General features: G+C 60.5%; 22 protein-coding genes and 1 pseudogene. 17 read left to right on the forward strand and 6 right to left on the reverse strand.

Going from position 1 to position 23818, the window contains the following annotated elements:
• Positions 1-9: 9 nt before the first annotated feature.
• Positions 10-468 carry a CreA family protein gene (locus ACIO0C_RS21155; RefSeq protein WP_401314990.1) on the forward strand — a complete coding sequence of 153 codons (459 nt, stop codon included), beginning with the start codon at positions 10-12 and terminating at the stop codon, positions 466-468.
• A 170-nt stretch (positions 469-638) separates the two neighbouring features.
• Here the strand turns inward: ACIO0C_RS21155 and rpsT are convergent, their stop codons facing one another.
• On the reverse strand, positions 639-917 hold the full coding sequence (gene rpsT / locus ACIO0C_RS21160; protein WP_060543338.1) for a 30S ribosomal protein S20: 279 nt from the start codon (positions 915-917) through the stop codon (positions 639-641).
• Between the two features lie 252 nt (positions 918-1169).
• On the opposite strand from rpsT, the gene murJ reads away from it, so the two are divergent.
• The 6 genes from murJ (at position 1170) to ispH (ending at position 8659) form a co-directional block, all read left to right on the forward strand.
• Entirely contained in the window at positions 1170-2708 is a 1539-nt protein-coding gene (gene murJ, locus ACIO0C_RS21165; protein WP_401314992.1) for a murein biosynthesis integral membrane protein MurJ, read from the forward strand.
• Positions 2709-2837: 129 nt separating this feature from the next.
• The gene (ribF, locus tag ACIO0C_RS21170) at positions 2838-3788 is read left to right on the forward strand and encodes a bifunctional riboflavin kinase/FAD synthetase (protein ID WP_034148228.1); all 951 of its coding nucleotides are present in this window, start codon (positions 2838-2840) and stop codon (positions 3786-3788) included.
• A complete protein-coding gene (gene ileS / locus ACIO0C_RS21175; protein WP_401314993.1) occupies positions 3789-6620 on the forward strand; it encodes an isoleucine--tRNA ligase in 2832 nt (943 codons plus the stop codon).
• Complete coding sequence (gene lspA, locus ACIO0C_RS21180; RefSeq protein WP_401314995.1) at positions 6613-7125, forward strand: signal peptidase II; 513 nt, start codon at positions 6613-6615, stop codon at positions 7123-7125. The genes ileS and lspA overlap by 8 nt, the downstream gene beginning before the upstream one ends.
• Before the next feature lie 7 nt (positions 7126-7132).
• A complete protein-coding gene (gene fkpB / locus ACIO0C_RS21185; protein WP_401315077.1) occupies positions 7133-7570 on the forward strand; it encodes an FKBP-type peptidyl-prolyl cis-trans isomerase in 438 nt (145 codons plus the stop codon).
• A 141-nt stretch (positions 7571-7711) separates the two neighbouring features.
• A complete protein-coding gene (gene ispH / locus ACIO0C_RS21190; RefSeq protein ID WP_401314996.1) occupies positions 7712-8659 on the forward strand; it encodes a 4-hydroxy-3-methylbut-2-enyl diphosphate reductase in 948 nt (315 codons plus the stop codon).
• A gap of 4 nt (positions 8660-8663) precedes the next feature.
• On the opposite strand, the gene ACIO0C_RS21195 is transcribed toward ispH, so the two are convergent.
• On the reverse strand, positions 8664-9176 hold the full coding sequence (locus tag ACIO0C_RS21195; RefSeq protein WP_401314998.1) for a GspH/FimT family pseudopilin: 513 nt from the start codon (positions 9174-9176) through the stop codon (positions 8664-8666).
• Positions 9177-9243: 67 nt separating this feature from the next.
• On the opposite strand from ACIO0C_RS21195, the gene ACIO0C_RS21200 reads away from it, so the two are divergent.
• The 7 genes and pseudogenes from ACIO0C_RS21200 to thiO all read left to right on the forward strand — a co-directional run bounded on the left by ACIO0C_RS21200 (position 9244) and on the right by thiO (position 14863).
• Positions 9244-9717, forward strand: coding sequence for a GspH/FimT family pseudopilin (locus ACIO0C_RS21200; RefSeq protein WP_401315000.1), 474 nt, complete (start codon positions 9244-9246; stop codon positions 9715-9717).
• The gene (pilV, locus tag ACIO0C_RS21205; RefSeq protein ID WP_401315001.1) at positions 9714-10163 is read left to right on the forward strand and encodes a type IV pilus modification protein PilV; all 450 of its coding nucleotides are present in this window, start codon (positions 9714-9716) and stop codon (positions 10161-10163) included. Before ACIO0C_RS21200 ends, pilV begins: the two co-directional genes overlap by 4 nt.
• Positions 10160-10873, forward strand: coding sequence for a prepilin-type N-terminal cleavage/methylation domain-containing protein (locus ACIO0C_RS21210; RefSeq protein ID WP_401315002.1), 714 nt, complete (start codon positions 10160-10162; stop codon positions 10871-10873). Before pilV ends, ACIO0C_RS21210 begins: the two co-directional genes overlap by 4 nt.
• Positions 10870-11355 (forward strand): PilX N-terminal domain-containing pilus assembly protein, encoded by a 486-nt coding sequence (locus ACIO0C_RS21215; protein ID WP_401315004.1) that lies wholly within the window; start codon positions 10870-10872, stop codon positions 11353-11355. The genes ACIO0C_RS21210 and ACIO0C_RS21215 overlap by 4 nt, the downstream gene beginning before the upstream one ends.
• Before the next feature lie 103 nt (positions 11356-11458).
• Positions 11459-13291, forward strand: a pseudogene (locus tag ACIO0C_RS21220) (pilus assembly protein); the annotation flags it as partial.
• A 14-nt stretch (positions 13292-13305) separates the two neighbouring features.
• Positions 13306-13707, forward strand: a complete 402-nt coding sequence (locus ACIO0C_RS21225) for a type IV pilin protein (protein WP_401315006.1) — start codon at positions 13306-13308, stop codon at positions 13705-13707.
• Between the two features lie 55 nt (positions 13708-13762).
• On the forward strand, positions 13763-14863 hold the full coding sequence (gene thiO, locus ACIO0C_RS21230) for a glycine oxidase ThiO (protein ID WP_401315007.1): 1101 nt from the start codon (positions 13763-13765) through the stop codon (positions 14861-14863).
• A gap of 96 nt (positions 14864-14959) precedes the next feature.
• Here thiO and ACIO0C_RS21235 read toward each other — a convergent pair whose 3' ends face one another.
• From ACIO0C_RS21235 to ACIO0C_RS21250, 4 genes are all read right to left on the reverse strand, one after another.
• The gene (locus ACIO0C_RS21235) at positions 14960-16291 is read right to left on the reverse strand and encodes a sigma-54-dependent transcriptional regulator (RefSeq protein ID WP_401315008.1); all 1332 of its coding nucleotides are present in this window, start codon (positions 16289-16291) and stop codon (positions 14960-14962) included.
• Positions 16292-16293: 2 nt separating this feature from the next.
• Positions 16294-17880: an ATP-binding protein gene (locus ACIO0C_RS21240; RefSeq protein ID WP_401315009.1), complete on the reverse strand. Its 1587-nt coding sequence runs from the start codon at positions 17878-17880 to the stop codon at positions 16294-16296.
• The gene (locus ACIO0C_RS21245; protein ID WP_401315011.1) at positions 17870-18103 is read right to left on the reverse strand and encodes a PP0621 family protein; all 234 of its coding nucleotides are present in this window, start codon (positions 18101-18103) and stop codon (positions 17870-17872) included. The genes ACIO0C_RS21240 and ACIO0C_RS21245 overlap by 11 nt, the downstream gene beginning before the upstream one ends.
• A gap of 136 nt (positions 18104-18239) precedes the next feature.
• On the reverse strand, positions 18240-19262 hold the full coding sequence (locus ACIO0C_RS21250; RefSeq protein WP_401315012.1) for an outer membrane protein assembly factor BamD: 1023 nt from the start codon (positions 19260-19262) through the stop codon (positions 18240-18242).
• A gap of 151 nt (positions 19263-19413) precedes the next feature.
• Here ACIO0C_RS21250 and rluD point away from each other — a divergent pair, with 151 nt between their 5' ends.
• The 3 genes from rluD to clpB all read left to right on the forward strand — a co-directional run bounded on the left by rluD (position 19414) and on the right by clpB (position 23793).
• On the forward strand, positions 19414-20376 hold the full coding sequence (gene rluD, locus ACIO0C_RS21255; protein WP_008058321.1) for a 23S rRNA pseudouridine(1911/1915/1917) synthase RluD: 963 nt from the start codon (positions 19414-19416) through the stop codon (positions 20374-20376).
• A complete protein-coding gene (pgeF, locus tag ACIO0C_RS21260; RefSeq protein ID WP_401315013.1) occupies positions 20373-21098 on the forward strand; it encodes a peptidoglycan editing factor PgeF in 726 nt (241 codons plus the stop codon). The genes rluD and pgeF overlap by 4 nt, the downstream gene beginning before the upstream one ends.
• Before the next feature lie 130 nt (positions 21099-21228).
• Complete coding sequence (gene clpB / locus ACIO0C_RS21265; RefSeq protein WP_401315015.1) at positions 21229-23793, forward strand: ATP-dependent chaperone ClpB; 2565 nt, start codon at positions 21229-21231, stop codon at positions 23791-23793.
• Positions 23794-23818: the final 25 nt, after the last annotated feature.

Below are 23818 nucleotides of genomic sequence, written 5' to 3' on the forward strand. Positions count from 1 at the left end.
GAATACCTGATGCGCGTGGCAAAAGGATTGTTGGGGTTGCTGTTGGCGATGCCTTTGCTGGCGTCGGCTGAGGAAATCGGTCAGGTGTCGACGGTGTTCAAGTTCGTCGGGCCAAATGACCGGATCGTGGTCGAGGCCTTTGATGATCCCAAGGTTGAGGGTGTGACCTGCTACCTGTCGCGCGCCAAGACGGGCGGGGTCAAGGGTGGTCTTGGATTGGCCGAGGATCGCGCCGAGGCGTCCATCGCCTGTCGCCAGGTTGGGCCCATCAGCTTCAAGGGTGAGCTCAAGGACGGCGACGAGGTGTTCAAGGAGCGTACCTCCCTGGTGTTCAAGACCATGCAGGTGGTGCGGTTCCTCGACAAGAAGCGCAATACCCTGGTGTACCTGGTGTACAGCGATCGCTTGATCGAGGGCAGTCCGCAGAATGCGGTGACGGCAATCCCGATCTTGCCGTGGGCCCAGTAGGAGCGAGCTTGCTCGCGAAAAACCAGAGTGCGCCGCGTACATTCAGGCGGCGCACGTAATCGTTGACGACCTTCGCGAGCAAGCTCGCTCCTACAGTTTTTTTGCGCGCCCATCAAATCGCGGGCAATAAAAAACCGACCCTGAGGTCGGTTTTTTAATGAACGAGACGCTTAGGCAGCAGCGGCAACGCTCAGGGCCTTTACGTGGCCATTCAGGCGGCTCTTATGGCGAGCAGCCTTGTTCTTGTGGATGATGCCTTTATCGGCCATACGGTCGATAACTGGCACAGCCAGAACGTAAGCAGCTTGAGCTTTTTCAGCGTCTTTTGCGTCGATGGCCTTAACTACATTCTTGATGTAGGTACGAACCATGGAACGCAGGCTGGCGTTGTGGCTGCGACGCTTCTCAGCCTGTTTTGCACGTTTTTTGGCGGAAGGTGAGTTGGCCACCGTCGAGCTCCTCGAAAGACTTTTTAGGAAATAGCAAACAAAATAGGCCGCGAATCATGCCGATGAGTTGAGGTCTTGTCAAGGGCGGTTGAGACGTTCCGCTAAGTGGTAGGTACTACACCTCTGGATATTTCTTTCCAGCGTGCGACCTGTAAACTCGCGAGCTTTGGCTCTGTGCTGTTGCGGCGCGGAGTATCGCATAAGTAGGCGCGTAGTTCGCCTGCTGTTTATCGACAGGCACAAACTCTTTCAATGAATCTGCTCAAATCGTTGGCCGCCGTCAGCTCTATCACGATGCTTTCCCGGGTTTTGGGGTTTGTTCGTGACACCCTTATCGCACGTGCCTTCGGCGCGGGAATGGCGACCGACGCCTTCTTCATCGCCTTTAAACTGCCCAATCTATTGCGGCGGATTTTTGCCGAAGGCGCGTTTTCCCAGGCATTCGTGCCGATTCTTGCCGAATACAAGAGTCAGAAAGGCGATGAGGCGACGCGAACCTTCATTGCCTATGTGTCTGGCCTGCTGACGCTGGTGCTGGCGCTCGTCACGGCGCTGGGCATTCTTGCCGCCCCCTGGGTGATCTGGGTGACCGCGCCGGGTTTCGTCGATACGCCGGAGAAGTTCGAGCTGACCACGAGCCTGTTGCGGGTGACCTTTCCCTACATCCTGCTGATTTCCCTGTCCTCATTGGCCGGCGCCATCCTCAACACCTGGAACCGTTTTTCAGTGCCGGCCTTTGTGCCGACCCTGCTTAACGTCAGCATGATTATCTTTGCACTGTTCCTGACGCCTTATTTCGATCCCCCGGTGATGGCGCTGGGCTGGGCGGTGCTGGCGGGCGGTCTGGCGCAGTTGCTGTACCAGCTGCCACACCTGAAAAAGATTGGCATGCTGGTCCTGCCGCGCCTGAGTCTGCGCGACAGCGGCGTCTGGCGGGTGATGAAGCAGATGCTGCCGGCGATTCTCGGGGTGTCGGTGAGCCAGATCTCGCTGATCATCAACACCATCTTTGCCTCGTTCCTGGTTGCCGGCTCGGTGTCCTGGATGTATTACGCCGATCGCCTGATGGAGTTGCCGTCCGGTGTGCTGGGCGTGGCATTGGGCACGATTTTGCTGCCAACCCTGGCCAAGACCTACGCCAGCCAGGATCGCCAGGAGTATTCGCGAATCCTCGATTGGGGCCTGCGCCTGTGTTTCCTGCTGGTATTGCCGTGCGCCCTGGCGTTGGGGATTTTGGCCGAACCGCTGACGGTTTCGCTGTTCCAGTACGGTCAGTTTGGTGCCCATGACGCGGCCATGACCCAGCGCGCACTGATCGCCTATTCAGTCGGTTTGCTGGGGATTATTGTGATCAAAGTGCTGGCGCCGGGCTTTTATGCGCAACAAAACATCCGCACGCCGGTAAAAATCGCGATTTTCACCCTCGTGGTCACCCAATTGTTCAACCTGCTGTTGATCGGCCCGCTGGCTCATGCCGGCCTTGCGCTCGCCATCAGTGCCGGGGCTTGCCTCAATGCCGGGCTGCTGTTCTATCAACTGCGCAAACAGCAGATGTACCAGCCGCAACCGGGCTGGGCGAAGTTTGGTTTCAAGCTGATGGTCGCGGTATTGGTGATGTCCGCTGTACTGCTGGCGGGGATGCATTTCATGCCCGCCTGGAGCGAAGGGCAGATGCCTGAGCGGTTCCTGCGCCTGGGTGCTTTGGTAATCGCCGGTGTGGTGGCTTATTTCGGCATGTTAGTGTTGATGGGATTCAGGTTGCGCGACTTCAATCGCAAGGCGCTTGGCTAAGGTCGGGGCCTGGATAAGCATGGGCGAGTCGGCGTTTTTGTCGGCTCGATGACTTTGGGATACGGTGTTGCCTGTCGTCGGCCGCCGGGTGTGGTTATAATCGACGACTTTATGAGCAAGAAGCGCGTTATGCAGCTGGTTCGAGGCCTCCACAATCTGCGCCCCCAGCATCGGGGCTGTGTCGCCACTATTGGCAACTTTGACGGTGTGCACCGTGGCCACCAGGCTATCCTGGCGCGGCTGCGCGAGCGTGCACTTGAGTTGGGCGTGCCCAGCTGCGTGGTGATTTTCGAGCCGCAGCCACGGGAATTCTTCGCCCCGGACACGGCGCCGGCCCGTCTGGCCCGGCTGCGTGACAAACTGCAGCTGTTGGCTGCCGAAGGGGTCGACCGGGTCCTGTGCCTGGCCTTCAACCAGCGCCTGAGCAAGCTCAGCGCCAGTGAGTTCGTCGATACCATCCTGGTTGACGGCCTCGGCGTGCAGCACCTTGAAGTTGGCGACGACTTCCGTTTTGGCTGTGACCGGGTAGGGGATTTCGATTTCCTGCAACAGGCCGGCGTCATGCAGGGCTTCACCGTCGAAGCGGCGCAAACCGTCGAGCTCGACGGTATTCGCGTCAGCAGCACCCAGGTGCGTAATGCGCTGGCCGCCGCTGACTTTGCCCTCGCAGAGCGTCTGCTGGGTCGCCCGTACCGGATCGCCGGTCGCGTGTTGCATGGCCAGAAGCTGGCGCGGCAGTTGGGTACGCCCACCGCCAACATCCAGCTCAAGCGTCGTCGCGTACCGCTGACCGGGGTTTATCTGGTCAGCGTCGATTTGGACGGCAAGACCTGGCCTGGCGTCGCCAATATCGGCGTTCGACCCACGGTCCAGGGAGATGGCAAAGCCCACCTCGAAGTACATCTTTTAGATTTTGCCGGCGATCTGTATGACCGGCGTATGACGGTGGTTTTCCACCAAAAGCTGCGTGAAGAGCAGCGTTTCGCCTCTCTGGAGGCGCTTAAGACGGCGATCAATGCGGATGTCGCCGCCGCCCGTGCCCTGTCGCACCTAGCGCCAATCGCTAATGAAGAGCCTTAAATGACCGACTATAAAGCCACGCTAAACCTTCCGGACACCGCCTTCCCAATGAAGGCCGGCCTGCCTCAGCGCGAACCGCAGATTCTGCAGCGCTGGGACAGCATTGGCCTGTACGGAAAGTTGCGCGAGATTGGCAAGGATCGTCCGAAGTTCGTCCTGCACGACGGTCCTCCGTACGCCAACGGCACGATTCACATCGGTCACGCACTGAACAAGATTCTCAAGGACATGATCATCCGTTCGAAGACCCTGTCGGGCTTCGACGCGCCTTATGTTCCGGGCTGGGACTGCCACGGCCTGCCGATCGAGCACAAGGTCGAAGTGACCCACGGCAAGAACCTGGGCGCGGACAAGACCCGCGAGCTGTGCCGGGCCTACGCCACCGAGCAGATCGAAGGGCAGAAATCCGAATTCATCCGTCTGGGCGTGTTGGGCGACTTCGCCAACCCCTACAAGACCATGGATTTCAAGAACGAGGCCGGTGAAATCCGCGCCCTGGCCGAAATCGTCAAGGGCGGTTTCGTGTTCAAGGGCCTCAAGCCGGTGAACTGGTGCTTCGACTGCGGATCGGCCCTGGCCGAAGCGGAAGTCGAGTACGAGAACAAGAAGTCCTCGACCATCGACGTGGCGTTCCCGATTGCCGACGAAGCCAGCCTGGCTGCCGCTTTCGGTCTGCCATCTCTGGCCAAGCCGGCTTGGATCGTGATCTGGACCACCACCCCGTGGACCATTCCGGCCAACCAGGCGCTGAACGTCCACCCGGAGTTCAACTATGCCCTGGTCGATGTCGGCGACAAATTGCTGGTACTGGCTGAAGAGCTGGTCGAGTCGTGCCTGGCGCGTTACAGCCTGGAAGGTTCGGTCATCGCGACCACTACGGGCAAGGCGCTGGAACTGATTAACTTCCGTCACCCGTTCTACGACCGCCTGTCGCCTGTGTACCTGGCTGACTACGTCGAATTGGGCGCCGGCACCGGCGTGGTTCACTCCGCCCCGGCCTACGGCGTGGACGACTTCGTGACCTGCAAGAAATACGGCATGGTCAATGACGACATCCTCAATCCGGTACAAAGCAACGGCGTCTACGCGACTTCGCTGGAATTCTTCGGCGGCCAGTTCATCTGGAAGGCCAACCCGGCCATCGTCGACAAGCTGACCGAAGTCGGCGCGCTGCTGCACACCACTATCATCGAACACAGCTACATGCACTGCTGGCGTCACAAGACCCCGCTGATCTACCGCGCCACCGCGCAGTGGTTCATCGGCATGGACAAGCAGCCGACCACGGGCGACACCCTGCGCCAGCGTTCGCTCAAAGCCATCGAGGAGACCCGGTTCGTACCGGCCTGGGGCCAGGCGCGCCTGCACTCGATGATCGCCAACCGTCCTGACTGGTGCATCTCCCGCCAGCGCAACTGGGGCGTGCCGATCCCGTTCTTCCTGAACAAGGAAAGCGGTGAGCTGCACCCACGCACCGTCGAACTGATGGAAGAAGTTGCCAAGCGCGTCGAAGGCGAAGGCATCGAGGCCTGGTTCAAGCTGGACGCCGCCGAACTGCTGGGCGATGAAGCGCCACAGTACGACAAGATCAGCGATACCCTGGACGTCTGGTTCGATTCGGGCACCACGCACTGGCACGTCCTGCGCGGTTCGCACCCGATGGGCCACGAAAGCGGTCCACGCGCCGACCTGTACCTGGAAGGTTCGGACCAGCACCGCGGCTGGTTCCACTCGTCGCTGCTGACCGGTTGCGCCATCGACAACCACGCGCCGTACCGCGAGTTGCTGACCCACGGTTTCACCGTTGACGAGTCCGGCCGCAAGATGTCCAAGTCGTTGGGCAACGTCATTGCACCGCAGAAAGTCAACGACACCCTGGGCGCCGATATCATGCGCCTGTGGGTCGCTTCTACCGACTACTCCGGCGAAATGGCAGTGTCCGAGCAGATCCTGCAGCGCAGTGCGGACGCCTACCGGCGTATCCGTAACACCGCGCGTTTCCTGCTCTCGAACCTGACCGGCTTCAACCCGGCCACCGACCTGTTGCCGGCCGAAGAAATGCTGGCGCTGGACCGTTGGGCGGTGGACCGCACCTTGCTGCTGCAACGCGAGCTGCAAGAGCACTACGGTGAATACCGCTTCTGGAACGTCTACTCCAAGATCCACAACTTCTGCGTGCAGGAGCTGGGCGGTTTCTACCTCGACATCATCAAGGACCGCCAGTACACCACGGGTGCCGACAGCAAGGCCCGTCGTTCGTGCCAGACCGCGCTGTTCCACATCTGCGAAGCGCTGGTGCGCTGGATCGCCCCGATCCTGGCGTTCACCGCCGACGAGCTGTGGCAATACCTGCCGGGCGAGCGCAACGAGTCCGTCATGCTCAACACCTGGTACGAAGGCCTGACCGAACTGCCGGAAGGCTTCGAGCTGGGTCGCGCCTACTGGGACCGCATCATGGAAGTGAAGGTCGCGGTCAACAAAGAGATGGAAATCCAGCGTGCGGCCAAGGCCGTCGGTGGCAACCTGCAAGCCGAAGTGACGCTGTTCGCCGAAGAGGCGCTGACCGCCGACCTGGCCAAGCTGAGCAACGAGCTGCGTTTCGTCCTGATCACCTCCACCGCCAGCGTTGCGCCTTTTGTTCAGGCGCCAGCGGATGCGGTAGTCACCGAAGTCAGCGGCTTGAAGCTGAAAATCGTCAAGTCGGCCTTCGCCAAGTGCGCCCGTTGCTGGCACTGCCGTGAAGACGTCGGCGTGAACCCGGAGCATCCGGAAATCTGTGGCCGTTGCGTCGACAACATCAGCGGCGCGGGCGAGGTTCGTCACTATGCCTAATGCCGTTGGCCGTTTTGGACGGCTGGGCTGGCTCTGGTTGAGCTTGCTGGTGCTGGTCATCGACCAGGCCAGCAAGTTCTACTTCGAAGGCTCGTTGACGATGTACCAGCAAATCGTGGTGATCCCCGATTACTTCAGCTGGACTCTGGCCTACAACACCGGCGCGGCGTTCAGCTTCCTGGCTGACAGCTCTGGCTGGCAGCGCTGGTTGTTTGCCCTGATCGCTGTAGTTGTCAGTGCAGTGCTGGTGGTCTGGCTGAAGCGTCTTGGTCGCAACGAAACCTGGCTGGCCATCGCATTGGCGTTGGTGCTGGGTGGCGCGCTGGGCAATCTATATGACCGCATAGCCTTGGGCCATGTGATCGATTTCATCCTGGTGCATTGGCAGAACCGCTGGTATTTCCCGGCGTTCAACTTCGCCGACAGTGCTATCACTGTAGGCGCTGTAATGCTGGCACTGGATATGTTCAAAAGTAAAAAGACCGGAGAAGCCGTTCATGACTGAACAGGTATTGGCTGAGCAACGCATCGGCCAGAACACGGAAGTCACCTTGCATTTCGCATTGCGCCTGGAGAACGGCGACACGGTGGACAGCACCTTCGACAAGGCCCCGGCGACCTTCAAGGTCGGTGATGGCAACCTGTTGCCAGGTTTCGAAGCGGCACTGTTCGGTTTCAAGGCGGGCGATAAGCGTACCCTGAGCATCGAGCCGGAAAACGCGTTCGGCCAGCCCAACCCGCAAAACGTGCAGATCATTGCGCGCTCGCAGTTCCAGGACATGGACCTGTCGCCGGGTTTGCTGGTGATCTTCAACGATGCGGCCAATACTGAATTGCCGGGTGTGGTCAAAGAGTTCGATGACGCGCAAGTGACCATCGACTTCAACCATCCGCTGGCGGGCAAGACGCTGACCTTTGACGTCGAAATCATTTCCGTCAAAGCGCTGTAAACGTTTTTCTGTAGGCGCCGGCTTGCCGGCGAAGAGGCCTTGAAGGCTAGCGGTGAACCTGATGGCCTCTTCGCTGGCAAGCCAGCTCCTACAGTGAGTTGCAATGATCCATTTTTTCGCGCGCAAGACACGAGGCACAGCATGCAAATCAAACTCGCCAATCCCCGTGGCTTCTGCGCCGGTGTGGACCGGGCGATCGAAATCGTCAATCGCGCCCTTGAGGTCTTCGGGCCGCCGATCTATGTGCGCCACGAAGTGGTCCACAACAAGTTCGTCGTCGAAGACCTGCGTAACCGTGGGGCAATCTTCGTCGAGGAACTGGACCAGGTGCCGGACGACGTGATCGTGATCTTCAGCGCCCATGGCGTGTCCCAGGCCGTACGGACCGAAGCTGCCGGCCGTGGCCTGAAAGTGTTCGACGCCACGTGTCCGCTGGTCACCAAGGTGCACATCGAAGTCGCCCGTTACAGCCGCGACGGTCGTGAATGCATCCTCATCGGTCACGCCGGTCACCCCGAAGTCGAAGGCACCATGGGTCAGTACGATGCCAGCAACGGTGGGGCGATCTATCTGGTCGAAGATGAAAAGGACGTCGCCGAACTCCAGGTGAACAACCCGGATAAACTAGCGTTCGTCACCCAGACGACCTTGTCCATGGACGATACCAGTCGCGTCATCGACGCCCTGCGTACGCGTTTTCCGGCCATCGGCGGCCCGCGTAAGGACGACATCTGCTATGCCACGCAAAACCGCCAGGACGCGGTCAAGCAATTGGCCGACGAATGCGATGTGGTGTTGGTGGTCGGTAGCCCGAACAGCTCCAACTCCAATCGCCTGCGTGAACTGGCAGAACGCATGGCGACCCCGGCCTACCTGATCGACGGTGCCGAGGATCTGGACAAGAGCTGGTTCGATGGTGTCGAGCGGATTGGCATCACCGCTGGCGCTTCCGCTCCGGAAGTCCTGGTGCGCGGCGTGATCCAGCAATTGCAGGCCTGGGGCGCTACCGGTGCCGATGAGCTGGCCGGGCGTGAAGAGAACATCACGTTCTCCATGCCCAAAGAACTCCGGGTCCGTTCGCTGCTCTGAGCCTTCAGGTTGCGCATAACGCCTGCGCGGTTTTTTCACTGCGCAGGCTGATGCGGCCGTTCGAGGCCAGCACCACCTGGTGTTGGCTTTGCGCTTCGCGTGCAGCGCAAACATGCAATGTCCCTGCTTGGAAACCTCCGGACACCGGCTCACCCCCTGGGCCGAATCGTACGGCAGTCCTGACATACTGGTTGCCGAAAATCGCCACGCCAATGCCGCTGCGACGCTCTATCAACAGCGGATTGCCGGGGTCCTCGTGCCCCTTGCCGCTGACATCCAGAATGATTCGCCAGCCCTGGCTCCAGTCATCGTTTATGCCGTGAACGACGACGACCTGACCGCGCGATACCGCTTCGCTCCTTGCACTGCGCAGACCGCTGACCAGTGACTTGGCCGCTTCCTCGCGATGGTTCGATTCTGTCAGCGCAGCGAATGCCGGACTGACCAATTGCAGAACAATCCCGAGAATCGCGAGTCCCATAAGCAATTCAATCAGACTGAAACCTTGCTCACGCATGAGATTTTCCTCCCTGGAATGTTCTAGCGCGTGGAGCAGGTATAGCCGACGGCAGCAGAGAGCAACGATGGATCATCGTACAAAAGGTTTCACGTTGATCGAGTTGTTGGTTGCGTTGGCGATTTTCCTGGTCCTGATCACACTGGTGGTCCCGGCGTTTATCCGTTCGTCGCAAGGCACCAAGGCCGACACCGAGATAAGGGACCTGCAACGTGGCCTCAACTTCGCCCGACTCGAAGCCATCGATCGCGGCGTGACCATTCGGGTACGACCCACGGCGGGTGGGGGCGCATGGACAGGGGAGTTGTCGGTCTATGACGGTACGGGCACCCCGGCGAATGTATTGCGGGTTGTTCCACCGATCAGCAGCGGTGCGACTCTGACGCTAACCTCGGGAGTGTCGGCCATCGATTTCAACAATTTGGGCGGGCTGTCGTCACCCTCCACGGCAGTGGTGATCAGCTATGTGCTCGGAACGCAAAGCAGGATGCTGAATGTGTGTTTGAACGGACGAATTCTATTGGGTGGAAATTGCGGATGAGGCCATGGAGCAAGCGTGCCCAGGAGGGTATGACGCTGATCGAAGTGCTGGTGGCGTTGCTGATTCTGGGCGTGGGGCTGTTGGGCGCGGCTGCCGTTCAATTGAATGCCTTGAAATACACTGACAGTGCGCGCATGACCAGCCAGGCCAGTTTTATCGCCTACGACATGCTGGACCGCATTCGCGCCAATGCCGCCGCCGATTACACCGTGACACCGCCGACCTCGGGCAATCTCAATGTCGCCCGGGACCAGGATCTCTACGATTTCACCCATAACATCGTCAATTTCGGTGGTGTCACTGCGACCGGCACCATCTCCCTGAACCAGCGGGTGTACACCATCACCATTAATTGGGATGACTCGCGGGCCGCCAACAGCGCGAACTCAAGGCGCAGTTTCGTCCTCACAAGCCGCGCGACCGCCGACCCGGTGACCACTCCATGAGCCGCTCCAATCGCGGGTTCGGCCTGATCGAGTTGCTGATTGCCCTGGCGTTGAGCCTGGTGGTGGTACTGGGTGTGGTGCAGGTGTTCATCGCCGCAAAAAACACCTACATCAGCCAGAATGCCGCCGCGGCCATGCAGGAGGACGCGCGCTTTGTACTGAGCAAGATGATCCAGGAAATCCGCATGGTCGGCATGTTCGGCTGCCTGGGGACGATCACCGATGCCAGCAAAGAGGGTGATTTCGCTGCCAGCCAGATAAAACCGATCAGTTGGGACAACGCCAGTCTCAAGCTAATCCTGGTCACGGCGGATGTCGGCAGCAATGGTGGGACCCCGGCCTGGACGGTGGTTTCCGATTGTCGAAGCAGCGCGACGGCTTATTCCGACCTGCGCACACCTGCCACGGGGCAACTGGCATTTCCCATCCGGCGCTTGATCTACGGCTTGAAGGGCGGTCAGTTGACGCTCGGTGTCGGCAGGGGAAAGCCGCTCGAACAAGTGCTGGTGGATAACGTCAGTGCCTTCGACGTGAGCTTCGGCCTCGCCAGCTCGGCTGCCGATTCGGCGGTGTCCAGTTACAGCAGCAACCCGTCGGACCCGGCGCGCATCCGTAGCGTACGCCTGAGCCTGACCCTCAACGACCCGAACCACCGGGTGAGCGACCAAACCTTCAACGTGGTTGCCGCCTTGCGCAACCGCCTGCCATGAAGGGCGGGCCGGTGCGTGTATCCCCTGATTGCCAGCGCGGCATGGCGCTGCTGGTCAGCCTGGTGTTCCTGTTGCTGCTGACGCTGATCGGCATCTCGTCGATGCAAAACGCCACGCTGCAGGAAAAAATGGCCGGTAGCCTGAGCTTGCGCAACCAGTCATTCCAGGCTGCCGAAGCGGTGTTGCGCGTAGGCGAAAGCGCGGTGCAGCTCGACAGTTATTCGTTGCCGGTGTGCAGCGGCACTTTCCGGTGCGCACCGCCTGCCGAATCGACGACTCTCAAGGCGGCCGGGTTCAACTCCACCTCGGGGGTGACCTGGATCGCGTCGGGCGCCGGCTTCTATGGCGTGCAGAACATTGGCACCAGCCTGGCCGCGGTGAACGTGCCGAGTAACACCTCGGTGACTTTGTACCGGGTCACCGCCGTGGGCATTGCGGGCAGCTCACGCAGTGTGGTGGAGAGCATTTATGCGAAATATTGAAAGCCGCACGCAGCTGTGGAGATTGTTGAGCGGGGTCTTTTGCGCCTTGTTCCTGGCAGCTCCCGCCGATGCCTTTACGCCCTCGGACACACCCTTGTTGTGCGCCGCCGGCTCCGGCGGCAGTGGTGTCGCCAGCGCCAGCCGCTATTTCCAGACCCGCTACGACCCCAAGGACTGGCGTGGCACGATAAAGGCTTACGGCTTCACCGCCAGTGGCGCGGTCAATACCGCGTCGGTGCTGTGGTCCACCGATAACACCATCGTGCCGGGCGCTACGGCACCGACCTATCAATCATGGAACAACCAGAGCAACAGCGTCGTGCCATTGGCCTTCGCCAACTTTTCCGCGACCCAGCAAGCCGTTCTCAACCAGGGCTTGCCCAGCGGAATCACGGGCAGCGATCTGGTGGCGTGGAGCAAGGGCACCCACAAGGCCGGCCTGAAGGCGCGCAGTGTGTTGCTGGGCGATATCGTCAATTCACCGCTGGTCCTGGCGGCACCTTCGGATCAAACCGCATCGGACTTGTCGGGGGACACCAGCTACAGCGCTTACCTGGCGATCAAGGCGGTTAGCATGAGTGCCAGTCTGGTGGTCAACGCCAACGATGGTTTCGTCAGCGTCATCAATACCGGTAACGGTGCCAGGCGCTACGCCTACATGCCCTCCAGCGTGCTGCCGTCTTTGCGTTACATCGCCGATAGCGCCTACATCAACGGCATCAGCCACAAGTTTCTGGTGGATGGGCAGGTGGGCGTGTTCGATGCTCAGCTCAACACTGCCTGGAAAACCCTCGCACTCGGCGGAACGGGGGCGGGCGGGCGAACCTTCTATGCGCTGCAGCTGTTCGACGCATCGGCGGGGAATACCACCAAGGCCTTGTGGGAGATCAGCGCGCCAGCCATTGCCAATGCGGCGAACGCTTTCAATGACTTGGGTTATGCCTACGCCCGACCGGAGGTGGCACGCTTGGCGGATGGACGGTGGGCGGCGTTCATTGCCAACGGTTATGGCAGTCACTCCGGGGTGGCGGCGTTGTACGTGGTGGACATTCGTGACGGCAGCCTGATCAGGAAGGTCGTGATCGACAGCCGCGAAACCACTAACGGCTTGTCTTCGGTGAAACTCAAGGTGAACTCGCAGAATGTGGTGCAGGCGGCCTATGGCGGCGATCTCAAGGGACGGCTCTGGAAGTTTGACCTGAGTGGCACCTCCCCGGACGCCTGGGGCCTGGCGTTTGCCGGCAAGCCGTTGTTTACCACAGCCGGTGGCGCTACCCAGCCAATCACCGCGCAGCCATTGCTGGCGGACAATGCCCTGGGTGGCAAGATGGTGTTTTTCGGCACTGGAAAACTCAACGAGACGGCAGACCAGGCCAACAAGGACCTGCAGGCGTTCTACGCGGTGTGGGACGCGAACGGCGGCTCCGGGCAGATCACCACCTCCAGTCTGCGGGCTCAGGCGGTGACCGGGGTGCTTTCGGGAAGTTCGGGGCAGTTGATCACCACCAGCCAGAACGAGGTGACCTACCCGGCGCAAAAAGGCTGGTACTTGCCATTGCTGTACAACAGCGCGCTGACCGGTGAGCGGGTGATCAACCAGGCCAGCCTGGTGCTTGGACGGATCGTCTTCACCACAGCCAGCGTGGATACCACGGACCCGTGCGCCAGCTTTGGTACCGGCAAACTGGTCGAACTTGATGCGTTCAGCGGTAAGATGCTCAATTACGCGGTGCTCGACACCAACGGCGACGCAGTGGTCGACAGCACCGACACGCTGTCCAGCGGCGTGGTCTTTACCGGCGGCATTCCGACTTTGAACGCCATCGTCAATGGCGCGACGCGCAAGATCGTGAACGATTCCAGTGGCGGTATCTCCACGCTGGTGGAAAAATCCGGCGGCGGCAGCCGTCGCATCATGTGGCGACAAATACAGTAAGCGAGAGTTGAGGCATGCACAGATCCAACCGCGGTTTTACCCTGATCGAAATAATGATCGTGATTGCGATCATCGGGATTGTCATGACCATCGCTATGCCGAGCTTCACCGAATATCTTAATAAGGGGCGCCGCACCGAAGTGACCGGTTTGCTTACCGAGCAGGCGCAGATCCTTGAGCGTTTCTATTCACAGAAAAACGTCTATAGCGGTGTCCCGGGTCTCAGCGCCGGAAATGACTACTACACCATCACGCCGACTCTGACCGACCAGACCTTCTTGCTGACGGCGGTGCGCAAGCCTGGCACCAGCATGGCCAATGACAAGTGCGGTGATTTCACCATCACCAATACGGGGGGGCGCGCGATGGTCAATGCCACGGCCGGCCTGACCACCAAGGATTGCTGGGGTCGCTGAGTTTCCATTACGGGCGTCCTTTGCGCCTCTGTCTAATTAACGGTTGGATCTGAACATGACCAGGCAACAGCAAGTGGTGATCGTCGGTGGTGGGGTAATCGGCCTGCTGACGGCATTCAATCTCGCGTCCCAGGTGCAGAGTGTGGTGCTGCTGGATCGATCGAACGTCGGCCAGGAGTCGTCCTGGGCGGGCGGCGGCATCGTTTCCCCGCTCTATCCATGGCGCTACAGCCCCGCTGTTACCGCGCTGGCGCATTGGTCCCAGGATTTTTATCCACAGCTGGGCGAGCGCTTGTTCGCTGCTACCGGGATCGATCCCGAGGTGCATACCACAGGCCTGTACTGGCTGGACCTGGACGATGAGGCCGAGGCGCTGGCCTGGGCCGCGCGCGAGGGTCGTCCGCTACGGGCTGTGGATATCTCGGCGGCCCACGATGCGGTGCCGGTGCTCGGTAGCGTTTTTTCCCGAGCGATCTACATGGCCGACGTGGCCAACGTGCGCAACCCGCGGCTGGTGAAGTCGCTCAAGGCGGCATTGCAGGCGCTGGGGAACGTGACTATTCATGAGCAATGCGAAGTCAGCGGGTTTATTCGGCAAGACGAAAAAGTAGTCGGTGTGCAGACCTCCAAAGGGGCGATCCATGGTGATCAAGTGGTCCTGACCGCTGGCGCCTGGAGCGGCGATTTACTCAGGAGCCTGGGCCTTGAGTTGCCGGTCGAACCGGTGAAAGGGCAGATGATCCTCTACAAGTGCGCGGCGGATTTCCTGCCGAGCATGGTGCTGGCTAAAGGGCGTTATGCGATACCGCGGCGCGATGGGCACATCCTGATTGGCAGTACCCTGGAGCATGAGGGCTACGACAAGACGCCGACCGAATCGGCCCTCGAAAGCCTCAAGGCTTCGGCTGTGGAGTTGATTCCGGCGTTGGCCGACGCTGAGGTGGTGGGGCATTGGGCCGGGTTGCGGCCAGGTTCGCCGGAGGGTATTCCCTACATTGGCCGGGTGCCGGGGTTTGACGGTCTGTGGCTCAATTGCGGGCACTACCGCAACGGCTTGGTACTGGCGCCGGCGTCGTGTCAGTTGTTCGCCGATGTGATGTTGGGCAGGGCGCCGATCATTGATCCAGCACCCTATGCGCCGGCCGGGCGGATGTAGTTACGGCATTTTTCGGTGACTGTCAGATCGCTTTCGCGGGCAAGCCACGCTCCTACAGAGGGTGCGACGCAATCCGACTTGCCCGCGAAGGGGTCCTCAATCCAGGCCTAATTTCTTCAGTCTGTAGCGCATCGACCTGAACGACAGATTCAACCGCTGAGCCGCCGCCGTGCGGTTCCAGCGGGTCTCTTCCAGTGCCTGGAGAAGCAGTTGGCGTTCAACGGTTTCCAGGTACGCCTCCAGGTTATCGATCTGCGTGAGGTCCGGCACGCCCCCTTCGGCGGCACAGTTACCCTCGGCCAGGCGCAGGTCGCTGGCCTCGATCTGCTTGTTCTCACATAAGGTATGAGCCCGTTCGAGCATGTTCTCCAGCTCTCGCACATTGCCCGGGAAACGATAGCTTTTCAGGGCGTCGAGGGCATTGGGGTGGAGCTTTGTCGCGGGCTGTCCAGTGTCTGCAGCCAGGCGCTTGAGCACGTGGCTGGCCAGCGGTTCGATGTCGTCACGGCGTTCACGTAAAGGTGGAACCCGTAGCTCGATCACGTTCAGGCGGTAATACAGATCCTGGCGAAAACGTTCGGCAGCGACTTCGGCGCCAAGGTCTTTATGGGTGGCGCAGAGTATGCGCACATCGACCACCCTCTCTTGTTGCTCGCCGACGCTGCGTACAGCTTTCTCCTGGATCGCCCGCAGCAGTTTGACTTGCACAGGCAGGGGCAGATCTGCCACTTCGTCGAGAAACAGGGTGCCGCCGTGGGCCGCTTGGAACAATCCGGGTTTATCTTCGATGGCGCCGCTGAAGCTGCCTTTTCGATGGCCGAAAAACTCGCTTTCCATCAGCTCCGTCGGAATCGCGCCGCAATTGACCGGGACAAAGGGCTGGCTGGCCCGTGGTCCGCGTTCATGAATCAGGCGGGCGACCAGTTCTTTGCCACTGCCGGATTCGCCACTGATGTACACCGGTGCCTGGCTGCGGGCCAGTTTGTCGATCTGCTTGCGCAGATCGCGCATGGGCGGCGAATCGCCCAGCAAGCGGCGATCGATAGCGGAGCCAGGGGCGGGCAGCAGCAAGGCACTGGTCACCAGTTCCCGCAGGCGGGTGAGGTCCACCGGTTTGGTCAGGAAGTCAAACGCACCGGCCTTCAGCGCATTGATCGCCGTGTCGAGGTTGCCATAGGCCGTGATCATGGCCACTGGCACTTGTGGATAGCGTTGCTGGATGTGTTGCACCAGCTCAAGGCCGCTGCCGTCCGGCAAGCGCATGTCGGTCAGGCACAGGTCGAACGGGTCGCGCTGGAGCAGGGCCAGGGCCTCGCCAACGTTACGGGCGCTGCAGGTGTCGAGTTTCATCCGCCCCAGGGTGATTTCCAGGAGTTCGCGGATATCCGGTTCGTCGTCGACGATCAGGACTTTTTGCCGTGGGCTCATGTTCAACCTTGTTTGTGTCCGTGGGCAAAGGTGATGCGAAAGCAGCCGCCTTGGCGTGGCTTGAAGTCCAGGCGGGCCTGGTTGCTCTCGCACAGCTCACGGGACAGGTAAAGCCCCAGGCCAGTGCCCAGGTGGCTGGTGGTGAAGAAGGGCTCGAACAATTGCGCTTGATGGTCCGGGGCCACGCCAGGGCCGTCGTCGAGGATTTCGAGGACCGGCAACTGGCTGTCCGGATCGGTGAACAACTCAAGCCAGACCTGCGCCTGGTCGTGGTCCAGGGCGCTATGGCGCCATGCATTGCGTATCAGATTGTCGAGAATCTGCTCCAGCTGGTTCGGGTCCATCAAGGTCTTGAAGTCACCGGGAGCAATGCGTAGGTGGATCTTCTGCTGCTCGCTCGCCTGTTCGCGGGTTGCCGTCACGAACTGTTCCAGCCAGGGCCTCAGATCGAGTCGTTGGGCCGTGGTTGGCGGGCGGCGGGACAGTTGCAGGACGTTTTCGATAACCCGATTCATGCGCTGAGAGTGGTCTTGAATAATCTGCGTCAGACGTCGATCCGCGGCATTCAGTTCCTCCGATTCTCGCAATAGCTGCGCGGCGTGACTGATGGCGCCCAGCGGGTTGCGGATTTCATGGGCGATCCCGGCGCTCAGGCGACCCAGGGCGGCGAGCTTCAGTTGTTGAGCCTGTTGAGTGATTTGTGCGAGGTCTTCGAGAAAGATCAGGGTCTGGTGATGCGGGCCGGGATCCAGGGCAATGAAGCTCGGCTGCAGTTCAAGGCCGCTGCCGGCGATCTTCAGGCTTTGCGGGCGCAGTGTCGGGTTGTTGACCCACAGTTGCAGTCGCTCGACCAGGGAAGGGGCATGTTCGTTGATCCGCCGTCCTTCGAGGCGCTCGCAGCCCAGCAGGGTCAAGGCGCTATGGTTGGCCAGTTGCACGCGCCATTGGTCGTCAAGCACCAGGATGCCTGTGCGCATGCGTTGCAGGATCAGTGCGTTGAGGGCTTCCAGGCCGACGACTTCGCTGGCCTTCTGTTCCGCCAGGGTTTCGCTGACCTCCAGTCGTCGCATCAGGACCTGAACCAGCAGCGCGGCGGCAAAACACAGGACGCCAAGGGTACCGACCTGCAAATAATCGTTGGGACTGGCCTGATGGCTGACATTTAGCGGGAAACTCGAACCCAGGATGCCCAGTGCGCCGATGGCGGCAATCAACAGGCCGATGGGTTTTCGCAACAAGGTATTGCTGATGGCCACCGAGACGATCAGCAAGTTGCCAATGGCGCTGGCCACACCGCCGCCGGCGTAGAACAATCCGCAAAGCAACAGGACATCGACCAGCGCCAGGCTGAACAGCTGCGCCGGGCGGCGGGTGTTCCCGAAGAAGACCACCAGCAGGATGTTCAGCACAAGGTACAACCCGCTGCCGCCGCGCAGCAGGTCGTCATTGGCGGACGTCAGCAACCGGTTGTCCAGGTTGCTGAAAATCAGCAGTACCAGGGTGATGCCGATGCTTAAGCGGTAGAGGTGATAGAGACGCAGCAGTCGCTGGGTCTGTTTTTCGCCGGGACTGGACGTCTCAGCGATCACTTTTGCCGGGGCCTTGCTCGAGGTGAGCCTGGCTGCAATACCACTGTTGTTGGAGGTTCAGTGCGCGGTCGCGGGGCAGGTGCACGCCGCAGTGGGCACAGCGGACCATGGGCGCGGCTTCCAGTTCGGCGGAGGACTTGGGTGCAGAAGCCTTGCCCTTGTACTTGCGCCAGAACCACACAGCGGCGGCAATCACTGCGACCCAGAATAATAAACGAAGCATGATGAGCTGCTTTATGACGGATGAATCGCCAGTTTAGCCAAGGACATGACGGCCGCACAGCGTATTCGCGCCGCATAAAAACGGCGCAATAAAAAAGGGAGACTCGAGAGTCTCCCTTTCTGTGCCGCCGGTCGTATCAGTCGAACACGCCGAAGGTCATGTAGCTGAACCACGAGCGGTCTTCATTGTTGCCTTGCGCTTCGTGTTCCTCTTCTTCGATCACATCGCCGTTGCTGTCTTTAGGCTTGAGCTCGTTCGGAATCGCGTCTTTCGCGTCCTGGAATTGCTTCTGCACGTCCTGGTTGGCGCGGGTTTCTCCCGGTGGCAGCGGCGGACGGGATTCGATCAGGCCCAGGGTGGCCTTGCTCAGCCACGAACGGTTGTCGGCTTCGGCAACCGATGGCACGAACTGACCGTCCACCAGGCTTGGGTGGTTCGGGTAGTTGAGCTTCAGGGTTTCGAGGCTGGTGGCCGCCAGGTCGTCCAGGTGCAGGCGCTGGTAGGCCTCGGTCATCACCGCCAGGCCGTCGCCGACCGCAGGGGTTTCCTGGAAGTTTTCCACCACGTAACGGCCACGGTTCGCGGCGGCCACGTAGGCCTGACGGGTCAGGTAGTAGTCGGCCACGTGGATTTCGTAGGCTGCCAGCAGGTTGCGCAGGTAAATCATGCGCTGCTTGGCATCCGGCGAATACCGGCTGTTGGGGAAGCGGCTGGTCAGCTGGGCGAACTCGTTGTAGGAGTCGCGGGCGGCGCCCGGGTCACGCTTGGTCATGTCCAGCGGCAGGAAGCGCGAGAGCAGGCCAACGTCCTGGTCGAAAGAAGTCAGGCCCTTGAGGTAGTAGGCGTAATCGACGTTCGGGTGCTGTGGATGCAGGCGAATGAAGCGCTCGGCAGCGGCCTTGGCAGCTTCCGGTTCGGCGTTCTTGTAGTTGGCGTAGATCAGCTCAAGTTGAGCCTGATCGGCATAGCGGCCGAACGGATAGCGCGATTCCAGAGCCTTCAGCTTGGCAGTGGCGCTGGTGTAGCTATTATTGTCCAGATCGGCTTGAGCCTGTTGGTACAACTCGACTTCGCTCAGGTTTTCGTCTACGACTTCCTTCGAAGAGCAAGCAGCGGTCAATGCGAGGATGGCGATCAGCAGCAGGTGTTTCACTTGCATGGCGGCTTGCGTCCCTATGACGGCCGCTGTCTTGGGCGAGGCCGTCCTGTTATGATGAGCGCCCCGGTGAATAGCCTCGGGGCAAAAGACGCCGTATTTAACCACAAGCGCGCAGCCGAAACCAAAGGCTGTGCCGACGCCCAGTCCGAGCATGTCCGATAAAATTGAACTTCGCGCAGAGGTGCCGTCCGAATTGGGCGGCCAACGCCTCGATCAAGTCGCCGCACAACTATTCGCTGAGCACTCGCGCTCGCGCCTTTCCGCCTGGATCAAAGACGGCCGCCTGACTGTGGATGGGGCGGTTGTCCGCCCGCGAGACATCGTTCACGGTGGCGCCATTCTTGAACTCACTGCCGAGCAGGAAGCTCAGGGCGAATGGGTCGCTCAAGACATCGCCCTGGACATCGTCTACGAAGACGACGACATCCTGGTGATCAACAAGCCTGCGGGCCTGGTGGTGCACCCGGCTGCCGGCCACGCTGATGGCACCTTGCTCAACGCCTTGCTGCACCACGTGCCGGACATCATCAATGTGCCCCGCGCCGGGATCGTGCATCGCCTGGACAAGGACACTACCGGTCTGATGGTGGTGGCCAAGACCATCCAGGCGCAGACGCAGCTGGTGACACAATTGCAGAGCCGCAGCGTCAGCCGGATCTACGAGTGCATCGTGATCGGCGTGGTGACGGCAGGCGGCAAGATCAACGCGCCCATCGGTCGCCATGGCCAGCAACGCCAGCGCATGGCCGTGATGGAAGGTGGCAAGCAGGCCGTCAGCCATTACCGCGTGCTCGAGCGTTTCCGTTCCCACACCCACGTGCGGGTGAAGCTGGAAACCGGTCGTACACACCAGATTCGCGTGCACATGGCGCACATCAATTTCCCGTTGGTCGGAGACCCGGCCTATGGCGGTCGCTTCCGGATTCCGCCGGCAGCCAACCCGACCATGGTCGAGTCGCTGAAGAACTTCCCGCGTCAGGCGCTGCATGCGCGGTTCCTGGAGCTGGATCACCCGACGACCGGTGTGCGAATGAGCTGGGAGTCGCCGTTGCCGGAAGATTTCGTCTGGTTGCTGACCCTGCTCAAGCAAGACCGCGAGGCGTTTGTCGGATGAGTGACTGGCTGATTCCTGACTGGCCCGCGCCGGCCGGGGTCAAAGCCTGCGTCACCACCCGTGCGGGCGGCGTCAGTCTGGCGCCGTTCGACAGCCTCAATCTTGGCGATCACGTCGACGACAGCCCCGAAGCTGTCGCCGAAAATCGCCGTCGCCTGACCGATCACTTCTCCATTCAACCGGCCTGGTTGCAGCAGGTTCACGGCATTGTCGTGGCCCATGCGGACCCGAGCCGGGTGATGACTGCCGACGCCAGTTGGACTTCAACGCCGGGCATTGCCTGTGCGGCGATGACTGCCGACTGCCTACCTGCGCTGTTTTGCGACCGTGCCGGTACCCGCGTTGCCGCAGCCCATGCCGGTTGGCGCGGGCTGGCGGCCGGTGTGCTGGAAGCCACGCTCGACAGTCTGGCTGTTGCGCCTGCCGAGGTCCTGGTCTGGCTCGGCCCGGCCATTGGCCCGCAGGCGTTTGAAGTCGGCCCGGAAGTGCGCGAAACCTTCGTTGAGCAATTGCCCGAAGCCGCCCGGGCATTCGTGCCAAGCCAAAACCCCGGCAAGTTCATGGCCGACATCTATACGCTGGCGCGTTTGCGTCTGGCGGTACGCGGTGTAACGGCCGTCTATGGTGGCGGTTTTTGCACCGTGACCGATCCGCGCTTCTTTTCTTATCGCCGTGCGTCGCGCACCGGCCGCTTTGCCTCCCTGATCTGGCTCGAACGCTAGACTTCTCTGATCTGCATCAACATCACAACGCTTGAAACTCCCAGAATCGACCGCATCTATTGTGGTATCTGGCAGGTTTCTTCATTCAGGATGTTTTATAGGTCCGACCTGCTCAAAAGGAAGGTGACCCATGCGTATAGACCGTTTAACCAGCAAATTGCAGTTAGCCTTGTCCGACGCCCAATCCCTGGCTGTCGGTCTCGATCATCCGGCCATTGAACCGGCGCATTTGATGCAAGCCCTGCTCGAGCAACAGGGCGGCTCGATCAAGCCCCTGCTGATGCAGGTGGGCTTCGATGTCAACAGCTTGCGTAAAGAGCTGACCAAAGAGCTCGACCAGCTACCGAAAATCCAGAACCCGACCGGCGACGTGAACATGTCGCAGGATCTGGCGCGCCTGCTCAACCAGGCCGATCGCCTGGCCCAGCAGAAGGGCGACCAGTTCATTTCCAGCGAACTGGTGCTGCTCGCCGCCATGGACGAGAACAGCAAGCTCGGCAAGCTGTTGCTCGGCCAGGGCGTGAGCAAGAAAGCCCTGGAAAATGCGATCAACAACCTGCGTGGTGGCGAGGCGGTCAATGACCCCAACCACGAGGAAGCGCGCCAGGCGTTGGATAAATACACCGTCGACCTGACCAAGCGTGCCGAAGAGGGCAAGCTCGATCCGGTGATTGGCCGTGACGATGAAATTCGCCGGACCATCCAGGTGCTGCAACGTCGCACCAAGAACAACCCGGTGCTGATCGGTGAGCCTGGCGTCGGTAAAACCGCCATCGCCGAAGGCCTGGCCCAGCGCATCATCAATGGCGAAGTGCCTGATGGTCTCAAGGGCAAGCGCCTGCTGTCCCTGGACATGGGGGCATTGATTGCCGGTGCCAAGTATCGCGGTGAGTTCGAGGAGCGCCTCAAAGCCCTGCTCAATGAGCTGTCGAAGCAGGAAGGGCAGATCATTCTGTTCATCGACGAGCTGCACACCATGGTCGGCGCCGGTAAAGGCGAGGGCTCGATGGATGCAGGCAATATGCTCAAGCCGGCCCTGGCGCGCGGTGAGTTGCATTGCGTCGGTGCGACCACGCTCAACGAGTACCGCCAATACATCGAGAAGGACGCCGCCCTGGAGCGACGTTTCCAGAAAGTGCTGGTGGACGAGCCGAGCGAAGAAGACACCATCGCCATCCTGCGTGGCTTGAAAGAGCGCTACGAGGTTCACCACAAGGTGGCGATCACCGATGGCGCGATCATTGCGGCGGCCAAGCTCAGCCATCGCTACATCACTGACCGGCAATTGCCGGACAAGGCCATCGACCTGATCGACGAGGCCGCCAGCCGCATCCGCATGGAGATCGACTCCAAGCCGGAGGTGCTGGACCGTCTGGAGCGCCGTTTGATTCAGCTGAAGGTGGAATCCCAGGCGCTGAAGAAAGAAAGCGACGATGCGGCGAAAAAACGCCTGGAAAAACTCCAGGAAGAAATTGCCCGTCACGAGCGTGAGTACTCGGATCTCGAAGAAATCTGGAACTCGGAAAAAGCCGAGGTGCAGGGTTCGGCGCAGATCCAGCAGAAGATCGAACAGTCACGTCAGGAGCTGGAAGCGGCCCGCCGCAAAGGCGACCTGAACCGCATGGCCGAATTGCAGTATGGGGTGATCCCGGACCTGGAACGCAGTCTGCAAATGGTCGACCAGCATGGCAAACCCGAGAACCAGCTGCTGCGCAGCAAGGTGACCGAAGAGGAAATCGCTGAAGTCGTGTCGAAATGGACCGGCATTCCTGTGTCGAAAATGCTCGAGGGCGAGCGCGAAAAGCTGATGAAGATGGAAAGCCTGTTGCACCAGCGTGTGATCGGCCAGGATGAAGCGGTCGTGGCGGTTTCCAACGCGGTACGGCGCTCCCGCGCCGGGTTGTCCGACCCGAACCGGCCAAGCGGCTCGTTCATGTTCCTCGGCCCGACCGGTGTCGGTAAAACCGAGCTGTGCAAGGCGCTGGCCGAATTCCTCTTCGATACCGAAGAGGCGATGGTGCGGATCGACATGTCCGAGTTCATGGAGAAACATTCCGTGGCTCGCCTGATCGGTGCGCCACCGGGCTACGTTGGTTATGAAGAGGGCGGTTACCTGACCGAGGCGGTGCGCCGCAAGCCTTACTCGGTGATCCTCATGGACGAAGTCGAGAAGGCGCACCCGGATGTGTTCAACGTTTTGCTCCAGGTGCTGGAAGATGGTCGCCTGACCGACAGCCATGGCCGCACGGTGGACTTCAAGAACACCGTGATTGTCATGACTTCCAACCTGGGCTCGGTGCAGATCCAGGAGCTGGTGGGGGATCGTGAGGGACAGCGCGCAGCGGTGATGGATGCGATTTCCAGCCACTTCCGGCCGGAGTTCATCAACCGGGTCGATGAAGTGGTGATCTTCGAGCCATTGGCGCGGGATCAGATCGCTGGCATCACCGAGATCCAGTTGGGTCGCCTACGCAGTCGCCTGACCGAACGGGAGCTGAAGTTGGAACTGAGCCCGGAGGCCATGGACAAGCTGATCGCGGTCGGTTACGACCCGGTGTACGGCGCACGGCCGCTCAAACGAGCGATCCAGCGCTGGATCGAGAACCCGCTGGCACAGTTGATCCTGTCCGGTCGATTCATGCCGGGCGATACGGCCCATGGCGTGGTGGAGAACGACGAAATCGTCTTCGTCTGATCCATAACGGCAGCAAAATCGAAAA

The sequence above is a fragment of the Pseudomonas sp. NPDC087336 genome (assembly GCF_044744285.1).
Taxonomy (GTDB): Bacteria; Pseudomonadota; Gammaproteobacteria; order Pseudomonadales; family Pseudomonadaceae; genus Aquipseudomonas.

Coding starts and splice junctions, on each gene's coding strand:
- ileS (WP_401314993.1), top strand. CDS start 3,789: ATGACCGACTATAAAGCCACGCTAAACCTTCCGGACACCGCCTTCCCA.
- ACIO0C_RS21225 (WP_401315006.1), top strand. CDS start 13,306: ATGCACAGATCCAACCGCGGTTTTACCCTGATCGAAATAATGATCGTG.
- ACIO0C_RS21200 (WP_401315000.1), top strand. CDS start 9,244: ATGGATCATCGTACAAAAGGTTTCACGTTGATCGAGTTGTTGGTTGCG.
- pgeF (WP_401315013.1), top strand. CDS start 20,373: ATGAGTGACTGGCTGATTCCTGACTGGCCCGCGCCGGCCGGGGTCAAA.
- rluD (WP_008058321.1), top strand. CDS start 19,414: ATGTCCGATAAAATTGAACTTCGCGCAGAGGTGCCGTCCGAATTGGGC.
- ACIO0C_RS21215 (WP_401315004.1), top strand. CDS start 10,870: ATGAAGGGCGGGCCGGTGCGTGTATCCCCTGATTGCCAGCGCGGCATG.
- ispH (WP_401314996.1), top strand. CDS start 7,712: ATGCAAATCAAACTCGCCAATCCCCGTGGCTTCTGCGCCGGTGTGGAC.
- ACIO0C_RS21250 (WP_401315012.1), bottom strand. CDS start 19,262: ATGCAAGTGAAACACCTGCTGCTGATCGCCATCCTCGCATTGACCGCT.
- ACIO0C_RS21245 (WP_401315011.1), bottom strand. CDS start 18,103: ATGCTTCGTTTATTATTCTGGGTCGCAGTGATTGCCGCCGCTGTGTGG.
- ACIO0C_RS21210 (WP_401315002.1), top strand. CDS start 10,160: ATGAGCCGCTCCAATCGCGGGTTCGGCCTGATCGAGTTGCTGATTGCC.
- lspA (WP_401314995.1), top strand. CDS start 6,613: ATGCCTAATGCCGTTGGCCGTTTTGGACGGCTGGGCTGGCTCTGGTTG.
- ACIO0C_RS21235 (WP_401315008.1), bottom strand. CDS start 16,291: ATGAGCCCACGGCAAAAAGTCCTGATCGTCGACGACGAACCGGATATC.
- ribF (WP_034148228.1), top strand. CDS start 2,838: ATGCAGCTGGTTCGAGGCCTCCACAATCTGCGCCCCCAGCATCGGGGC.
- ACIO0C_RS21155 (WP_401314990.1), top strand. CDS start 10: ATGCGCGTGGCAAAAGGATTGTTGGGGTTGCTGTTGGCGATGCCTTTG.
- pilV (WP_401315001.1), top strand. CDS start 9,714: ATGAGGCCATGGAGCAAGCGTGCCCAGGAGGGTATGACGCTGATCGAA.
- thiO (WP_401315007.1), top strand. CDS start 13,763: ATGACCAGGCAACAGCAAGTGGTGATCGTCGGTGGTGGGGTAATCGGC.
- ACIO0C_RS21195 (WP_401314998.1), bottom strand. CDS start 9,176: ATGCGTGAGCAAGGTTTCAGTCTGATTGAATTGCTTATGGGACTCGCG.
- clpB (WP_401315015.1), top strand. CDS start 21,229: ATGCGTATAGACCGTTTAACCAGCAAATTGCAGTTAGCCTTGTCCGAC.
- murJ (WP_401314992.1), top strand. CDS start 1,170: ATGAATCTGCTCAAATCGTTGGCCGCCGTCAGCTCTATCACGATGCTT.